Origin of the sequence: Anoxybacillus thermarum, assembly GCF_000836725.1 — a bacterium.
Taxonomy (GTDB): domain Bacteria; phylum Bacillota; class Bacilli; order Bacillales; family Anoxybacillaceae; genus Anoxybacillus; species Anoxybacillus thermarum.
Map to the genome: position 1 here is coordinate 39217 of NZ_JXTH01000013.1, position 8197 is coordinate 47413.

Below are 8197 nucleotides of genomic sequence, written 5' to 3' on the forward strand. Positions count from 1 at the left end.
CTACATTTAGTACAAACATATTCCATTGTCCATTTGTTTAGAATAAAAACGTAGAACAAACGAGGAGGAATAAAGGTGGAGTACGTCACGATTATTTTGCGAACGTTACTGTTGTACGTAGCTATTTTATTTATTTTTCGCATCATGGGGAAAAGGGAAATTGGGGAGTTGAGCATTTTAGACTTAGTTGTTTTTATTATGATTGGGGAAATGGCGGTCATTGCGATCGAGCAACCGAAAGATCCGATTTTTCATACGCTCGTTCCGATGATTGTATTGACAATCGCCCAAATTGCTTTTGCATTTTTTTCTTTAAAAAGCGAAGCGTTTCGGCATCTCGTTGATGGATCACCGACCGTCATTATTAACAACGGAAAAATTGATGAAAAAGCGATGCGAAAGCAACGGTATAATTTTGATGATTTGCTTATTCAATTGCGTGAAAAAAATATTAAAAACATTGCGGACGTTGAATTTGCCATTTTAGAGCCGTCTGGCAAACTGTCTGTATTTGAAAAAGACAAAGGAAAAAAGAAAACACCGTCTTTAGCTTTGCCTCTCATTAAAGACGGTGTCATTCAAGAAGAACATTTAACATTGATCGATCAAACGCCCGCATGGTTAATCAAGCAACTAAAAAAGCGCGGATATGAACGAATTGAGCATATTTCTTATTGTACATATGAAAATGGGACGTTCTATATTGATGAAAAAGATGAATGATTAACGAAACAATTGGCGAAATTCATCTTTTTCAATTAAACGAAACGATTGTGCAAGAACGACATATATGACCGTCATCATTATGATGACAACAATCGTTTTCATAAGCAATGAAAACGGCAAAATCGGAACGAGCATATGTCCAATTGCTGCAACGGAAACGATAACGGCGAAATGAGCGACATATTGTTTGATATATAAAGTAAGCGAAATCGCTTTAACGATTGTAGCAGCATGTAATAACGTGACAATCATCATGCCGACAGTAATGGCTAGCGCAGCCCCCATAATGCCGAGCGACGGTTGTGAAGCGAGCCAAAAAATAAGCGCTGTTTTTACGACGGCACCGATGAGGCTATTTGTCATTGCTTCTTTTGCTAGATCAAGCGCTTGCAATACAGCTTGCAACGGTCCTTGTAAGTAGTAAAAGATAAAAAACGGTGCCATGACTTTGACAAAGATTGCTGCTTGATTAGCCCCATACATGAGGTGCATGATTTCTTCTGCTAATACGTACAACACGACAATGGACAATCCCCCAGCGAAAAGCGACAACCGTACCGCTTGATGCAACCGGTATTCAATTAAACGGTGTTGTTTTTGGGCAGCAGCTTCGCTAATTGCTGGAACGAGCGAAGTGGCGAGCGCGTATGTAATAAACGATGGGAGCATTAAAAGGGGGAGCGCATATCCGGTAAGCTCCCCGTATTGTTTTGTCGCATTGGTTGCAGTGATGCCGGCGAGCGCTAAACTTTGTGCCACGACGATCGGTTCAAAAAACCATGCAATCGACCCAATCATCCGGCTTCCGAGCGTTGGAACAGCGATGCGCATCAGCGAAACAAACGTATCTTTCCCTTGTTTGACGTACGCAAAAAAACGGTATCGAATGCGAATCGGCTTTTTTCGTCTAAATGTAATAAACAAATAAATGAGGGAGACAAGCTCGCCAACGACGGCAGAAATCATCGCGCCCGCTGCGGCATATTCGATACCGTACGGCAAAAAAGAGGTCGTAAAAGCAGCAATGAGCGTAATGCGCACCGCCTGTTCAAGCAATTGGGAATACGCATACGGTTTCATTTCCTGTCTTCCTTGAAAATAACCACGTAAAACGGAAGAAACAGCGACAATTGGGACGACCGGCGCAAGCGCAACGAGCGGATAATATACGCGTGCATCTGTAAATAACGTGTTAGAAAGAATCGGTGCGATGGCTAGTAGCGCTGGGAAAAAGATGAAACTTAAAACGACGGTAATAGACAAAGATACGACTAATATTTTTTTCACTTTTCGTTTATCGCCTACCGCTTCCGCTTCAGCAACGAGCTTTGAAATGGCGACTGGGAGGCCGAACTGCGTAATTGTAATCGCTAATACGAGCGTCGGCACAGCCATCATATATAAACCTACCCCTTCTTCACCGATGAGACGAGCAACAACGATGCGATTAATAAAGCCAAGTATGCGCGTCAACAATCCCGCAACAATTAAAATCATCGTCCCTTTCAAAAATTTGGACATGTTCCTCCCTACCTTCTCAAATGAGGTCATCTTTTATACAATGAAATATATGCACATGTTGGCCAAGCATGACAAAATGGGGGAGACGAATATGGATCGTAAACAATTAATGCCAGCGTTACAAAGTAAAGTGGATGAGTTGAAGTTGCTCGGCTATGAACAAGCGACGATTGAAGACGTATGGAATTGTTTAATGGTGAAAAAATGGAAGAAAAATAAAGAAGAAAAGCGTCTATTTGAGCTCGTGAACGACATTTTATCATTGCGTACAAGCGACTATATGGCGTATATTGTCGCAAAGGAACAAAAGCACGATCTTTGGTTTACGGAAGAAGGGCTTTCGGAGTTAGAACAATTGTTTTAATTGTTCGTTTGGAAATTGACAGAAAGTGTACTGTCATTCATAATTTGTTTTGTTGGTAAAAATTCTGGCAGCGTCCAGAATAGAGGAGGATTTTTATGGTAAAACGTAGTCGCATCATTGCTTTTTTCCTTCTTGTCGTTTTACTAGGCGGCATGATGGGAACGACAGCAGAGAAAATTGTCAAAAATATTAAACTCGGCTTAGACTTGCAAGGTGGTTTTGAAATTTTATACGAAGTGAAGCCGACAAAAGAAGGAGAAAAAATTACGAAAGATGTATTGCTTAGCACGGTAAGCGCATTAAATAAACGCATTAACGTGCTTGGAGTAAGCGAACCGCGCATTGATGTAGAAGGAAACGATCGCATTCGCGTTCAGTTAGCGGGGGTGAAAGATCAAAATAAAGCGCGCGAAATTTTATCTACAGAGGCGAAATTAACGTTTCGCGACGTACATGATAACGTATTGATGGATGGAAGCGACCTCGTTGAAGGAGGCGCAAAGCAAACGTTTGATGATAGAGGGAAACCGAGTGTTGCGATTCAATTAAAAGATGCAAACAAGTTTAAAGAAGTGACACAAAAAGTATTGAGCATGGCACCAAATAATGTGCTTGTCATTTGGCTTGATTTTGAGGAAGGCGTTGACTCATACGCAAAAGAAGTAGAAAAAGAGCATCCGAAATTTATTTCGGCCGCCCAAGTGAATGAAGTGTTCAACCAGACGGACGTTTCTATCGTTGGAAACTTTACCGTTGAAGAAGCGAAACAATTAGCGGATTTGTTAAATGCGGGAGCGCTTCCTGTGGAATTAAAAGAAATTTATTCAACATCGGTAGGTGCACAGTTTGGAGAGCAAGCATTACAAAAAACGATTTTTGCAGGAATCATTGGTATTGCGCTCGTCTTTTTATTTATGCTCGTTTTCTATCGCTTGCCTGGGATTGTTGCAGTCGTTACATTAAGCGTATATATTTACCTTATTTTGCTCGTCTTTGATTGGATGAACGGTGTATTGACGTTACCGGGAATTGCTGCACTCATTCTTGGGGTTGGAATGGCAGTCGATGCAAATATTATTACATACGAGCGAATAAAAGATGAGTTAAAGCTCGGAAAATCGCTTATGTCAGCGTACCGCATCGGAAATCGCGGTTCTTTTGGCACGATTTTAGACGCAAACATTACAACAATCATTGCTGGTATTGTTCTGTTTGTATACGGGACGAGCTCTGTAAAAGGATTTGCAACGATGCTCATCATTAGCATTTTAGCGAGCTTTATTACAGCAGTATATGGTACTCGTCTCTTGCTCGGCTTGCTCGTGAAGAGCCGCTTATTCGATAAAAAACCGCATTATTTTGGCGTCAATTCGAGAGATATATTAGATATTGCGAAAGTAACAGATGATACAGACGTTCCGACAAAATTTGCACGTCTTGATTTTGTTAAACGAAGCAAACTATTTTTCATGATTTCAGGAGCGATGATCGTTATTGGACTCGTGTTATTATTGACCGCTAAATTAAATTTAGGCATTGATTTTTCAAGCGGAACGCGCGTCGATTTAATGAGTGAAAAACCGCTCACAACAGAAGAAGTGAGGCAGGAATTAAGTGAATTACGTCTTAAGCCGAAAGATGTTGTTCTGTCAGGCAATAACAACGAGATGGCGATTGTACGTTTTCTCGGTGTACTTGACCAAAAAGAAATTTCACAGTTGAAATCGCATTTTAAAGAAAAATATGGCATCGAGCCAAACGTAAGCACGGTATCGCCAACGGTCGGAAAAGAACTAGCGCGCAATGCATTTATTTCTGTACTCATTGCGTCGATCGGGATCATTATTTACGTCACCGTTCGCTTTGAGATGTATATGGCGATTGCAGCCATTGTTGCGCTGTTGCACGATGCGTTTTTCATCATTGCTTTCTTTAGTTTGACGCGTTTAGAAGTCGACTTAACGTTTATTGCCGCTGTGTTAACGATCGTCGGTTATTCAATTAATGATACTATCGTGACGTTTGACCGCATTCGTTATTTAATGAAAAAGCGGACAGTAAAAACGGTCGATGATTTAAAAGATGTCGTCAACAAAGCATTGCAACAAACATTTGGTCGCTCTGTAAATACGATATTAACCGTTGTGTTTACCGTTGTCGCCCTTTTATTGTTCGGTAGTGAAGCGATTCGCAATTTCTCCTTTGCGTTGCTTGCTGGTTTAATTTCAGGCACATATTCTTCGCTCTTTATTGCAGCACAATTATGGCTCATTTGGAAATCGAAACAATTGAAAAAAGGAAAGCAAAAACGCGAGCAGTGGGAAGCAGAACCAGAAGTATAAACGTCGTGGCGCATGCCGCGACGTTTTTTCATGAAGTGAATAGGATACAATAAAGAAAAACAAAAGGGAAAGGAAGCGAATGGGGTGAATGAACAAACACGCTTTCAGCAGGCTCAATTTGCCGCTATGGTTGGTGTTGTCGGCAACATTATTCTGGCGGTAATTAAAGGGTGGATCGGAATGATCGCAAACAGTAAGGCGCTTATTGCCGATGCGGTACATTCCGCATCTGATGTGGCAGGATCATTTGCCGTATGGATTGGCTTGCGTGCGGCGAAACAGCCGCCGGATGACGATCATCCGTATGGACACGGAAAAGCTGAATCAATTGCTGCCATTATTGTCGCGGTTTTGCTCTTTTTCGTCGGAATAGAAATTGGAACATCTTCTTTTTCTTCATTTTTTCATCCAATTGAACCGCCAAAAATGATCGCTGTATATGCTGTTATTTTATCGATCGTTGTGAAAGAAGCGATGTTTCGCTACAAGTATGCGTTAGGGAAAAAAATTAAAAGCGATGCCATTATCGTTAACGCGTATGAACATCGTTCAGACGTTCTTTCGTCGCTTGCTGCTCTCATCGGCATCGTCGCTGCCATTGTTGGACAAAATATCGACATTCGTTGGCTTATTTACGCTGATCCTGTTGCTGGGCTTCTCGTTTCCCTTCTCGTTTTAAAAATGGCGTGGAAGTTAGGGGCGGAATCGATTCATCATGCACTTGACCACGTGTGGCATGAGGAAGAAACGATGAGCTTGCGCGAAGCCGTTTTGTCATTTTCAGAAGTGAAGCGTATTGACTCGCTTTATGCTCGTCAGCACGGTCATTATGTTGTTGTTGACTTAAAAATTGCCGTGTCGCCACACTTAACGGTTTTAGAAGCACATGATATCGGAAAAAAAGTGAAAGAAAAGTTATTGTCATTTCCACAAGTGCATAATGTGATGGTGCATATTAATCCATACGATGAATAAATTGCCCCTTAGCCTATTGTTTTGTATAATAAAAAGGTTGAGGGGTGAATGACATGTTAGCATCGAAAACCCGCTGGAACATGAAACAAGTAAATGCGCAACAAGTGCAAATGATTGCGCAAGCGTTACATATAGCTCCGCTCGTTGCTACATTGCTTGTTAGCCGCGGCTACGATACCGTTGAAGCCGCCCGTTCTTTTTTTGAGCAAAGACAATCGTTTCACTCGCCATTTTTGTTAAACGATATGCAAAAAGCGGTTGAGCGAATAGAGAAAGCGATTACAAAAGGTGAACATATTCTCGTTTTCGGCGATTACGATGCCGATGGAGTAAGTAGTACAGTCGTGATGGTAAGTGCGTTACGAGAAAAAGGAGCGAATGTTTCTTTTTACATTCCGAACCGCTTTTCAGAAGGATACGGTCCGAATGAACAAGCGTTTCGGCTTGCAAAAGAACAAGGTGTCTCACTAATTATTACAGTCGATACAGGCATTTCTGCTTTGCATGAAGCGAACGTAGCAAAACAGCTTGGCATCGATTTAATTATTACCGATCATCACGAACCGGGTCCTGTGCTTCCTGAATCGTATGCGACGATCCATCCGAAAATTAGTCCAAATTATCCGTTTAAACATTTAGCTGGCGTCGGTGTAGCATTCAAACTCGCTCATGCGCTTATCGGACGCGTGCCTTATGAATGGCTGGACGTCGTCGCGATCGGGACGATTGCCGATCTCGTTCCGCTTCAAGATGAAAATCACTTATTTGCTCGGTTAGGCATTGAACAATTTCGGCAAACGAACCGCCTTGGCTTACAGGCGCTTTGTAAACAATGTGGCGTATCTCATACGGCGGTGACAGAAGATACGATTGCGTTTATGATCGGTCCACGTATTAATGCGGCCGGACGTCTCGATTGCGCCGATCCTGCTGTGCAGTTATTGTTGACGACAGATGTGCATGAGGCGGACACGCTCGCTGAACAAATTGATATGATGAATCGCGAGCGTCAGCAACTCGTAAACGACATAACAGAAGAGGCGATTCAACTCGTTGAACAACATTATGTCGACGACCGCGTGTTAGTTGTAGCGAAAGAAGGATGGAATGTCGGTGTCATCGGCATTGTTGCTTCTCGATTAGTGGAACGATTTTACCGCCCGACGATCGTTTTAAGTATAGATCAAGAAAAGGGAGTTGCGAAAGGATCAGCGCGCAGCATTGAGGGGTTCGATTTATTTGCCAATTTGTCAAACTGCCGCGACATTTTACCGCATTTTGGTGGACATCCGATGGCTGCGGGGATGACGCTTTCTTTACATGATGTAGATGAATTACGTCACCGTCTAAACGAGGCGGCGAAGCAACAGCTAACTCCTGAACATTTCGTTCCTGTCACGCATGTCGATGTATGTTGTTCGATCTCGGACGTTTCACTTGAATTAATTGAACAAATGAATCGGCTTGCACCGTTTGGTATGGGGAATCCGAAACCGCGTGTTCTTCTCGAACGTGTGCAGCTTGATACGTTACGAAAAATTGGAACAGATCAAAGTCATTTGAAGTTGTTGTTGGTTGAAGATGGAAAAACGTTAGAAGCGATCGGATTTGGCTTTGGACATATTGGTGATGAAATTGCACCGAACGCTCGTCTTTCGGTTGTGGGAGAGCTGTCTATTAACGAATGGAATAACTTTCGCAAACCACAATTAATGATTCAAGATATAGCTGTCAATGAGTGGCAGCTGTTTGATGTCCGTCATATTCGTCAACCGAGCAAGTTCATGGCATCGCTTCCGAAAGAAAAGCGGTTGTTTGTTGCCTTTCATCGCGACACTGCAGATGAGTTGCAATTGTCCGCATACGCTAATGAAATTGTTTATGTGCAAAGCGAACAAGAAGCGGCGATTGATGTGAGTGGAAAGTATGTCGTCCTTCTTGACTTACCTCCGTCGCAACAAATCGTTAAAGTTTGTGTGAGTAAAATATTTGTGGGTGACATTCAGGAATGATTCCCCGACGAGGGTTGCGAACTTTTGTTCGCGACGCTCGTCGGGGCCACCAAGCGAAGCGCGGTAGAAAAAAGCAAATGTCATGCAAAAAGGACTCTCTCCCTGCTATGATGGTGATGACCAACATCAATAAAACAGGAGGGAGAGAGTCCATGAAACATTTTACCACAGAATGGCCTTTATTAAAAGAGCTGGAGGAACAATTAGTCAGAACTCTTCAAAAGGTGTTCGCTGTCTTGTTGGCGGCCCTTTTGGAG

5 protein-coding genes and 1 pseudogene are annotated in these 8197 nt (G+C 42.5%); 5 read left to right on the forward strand and 1 reads right to left on the reverse strand.

Annotation, left to right across the window (positions count from 1 at the left end; all coding sequences use genetic code 11):
- Positions 1-75 precede the first annotated feature (75 nt).
- Positions 76-723 carry a DUF421 domain-containing protein gene (locus LH47_RS05075; protein ID WP_043965278.1) on the forward strand — a complete coding sequence of 216 codons (648 nt, stop codon included), beginning with the start codon at positions 76-78 and terminating at the stop codon, positions 721-723.
- Here the strand turns inward: LH47_RS05075 and spoVB are convergent, their stop codons facing one another.
- Complete coding sequence (spoVB, locus tag LH47_RS05080; RefSeq protein WP_043965279.1) at positions 724-2247, reverse strand: stage V sporulation protein B; 1524 nt, start codon at positions 2245-2247, stop codon at positions 724-726.
- A gap of 91 nt (positions 2248-2338) precedes the next feature.
- Between spoVB and LH47_RS05085 the strand changes: the two genes are divergently transcribed.
- The 4 genes and pseudogenes from LH47_RS05085 to recJ form a co-directional block, all read left to right on the forward strand.
- Complete coding sequence (locus tag LH47_RS05085) at positions 2339-2611, forward strand: post-transcriptional regulator (RefSeq protein WP_043965282.1); 273 nt, start codon at positions 2339-2341, stop codon at positions 2609-2611.
- 95 nt (positions 2612-2706) lie between these two features.
- Complete coding sequence (gene secDF / locus LH47_RS05090; protein WP_043965285.1) at positions 2707-4953, forward strand: protein translocase subunit SecDF; 2247 nt, start codon at positions 2707-2709, stop codon at positions 4951-4953.
- A gap of 84 nt (positions 4954-5037) precedes the next feature.
- A complete protein-coding gene (locus LH47_RS05095; RefSeq protein WP_084221250.1) occupies positions 5038-5928 on the forward strand; it encodes a cation diffusion facilitator family transporter in 891 nt (296 codons plus the stop codon).
- Between the two features lie 53 nt (positions 5929-5981).
- Positions 5982-7910, forward strand: a pseudogene (recJ, locus tag LH47_RS05100) (single-stranded-DNA-specific exonuclease RecJ); the annotation flags it as partial.
- Between the last annotated feature and the right edge of the window lie 287 nt (positions 7911-8197).

Coding starts and splice junctions, on each gene's coding strand:
- secDF (WP_043965285.1), top strand. CDS start 2,707: ATGGTAAAACGTAGTCGCATCATTGCTTTTTTCCTTCTTGTCGTTTTA.
- LH47_RS05085 (WP_043965282.1), top strand. CDS start 2,339: ATGGATCGTAAACAATTAATGCCAGCGTTACAAAGTAAAGTGGATGAG.
- spoVB (WP_043965279.1), bottom strand. CDS start 2,247: ATGTCCAAATTTTTGAAAGGGACGATGATTTTAATTGTTGCGGGATTG.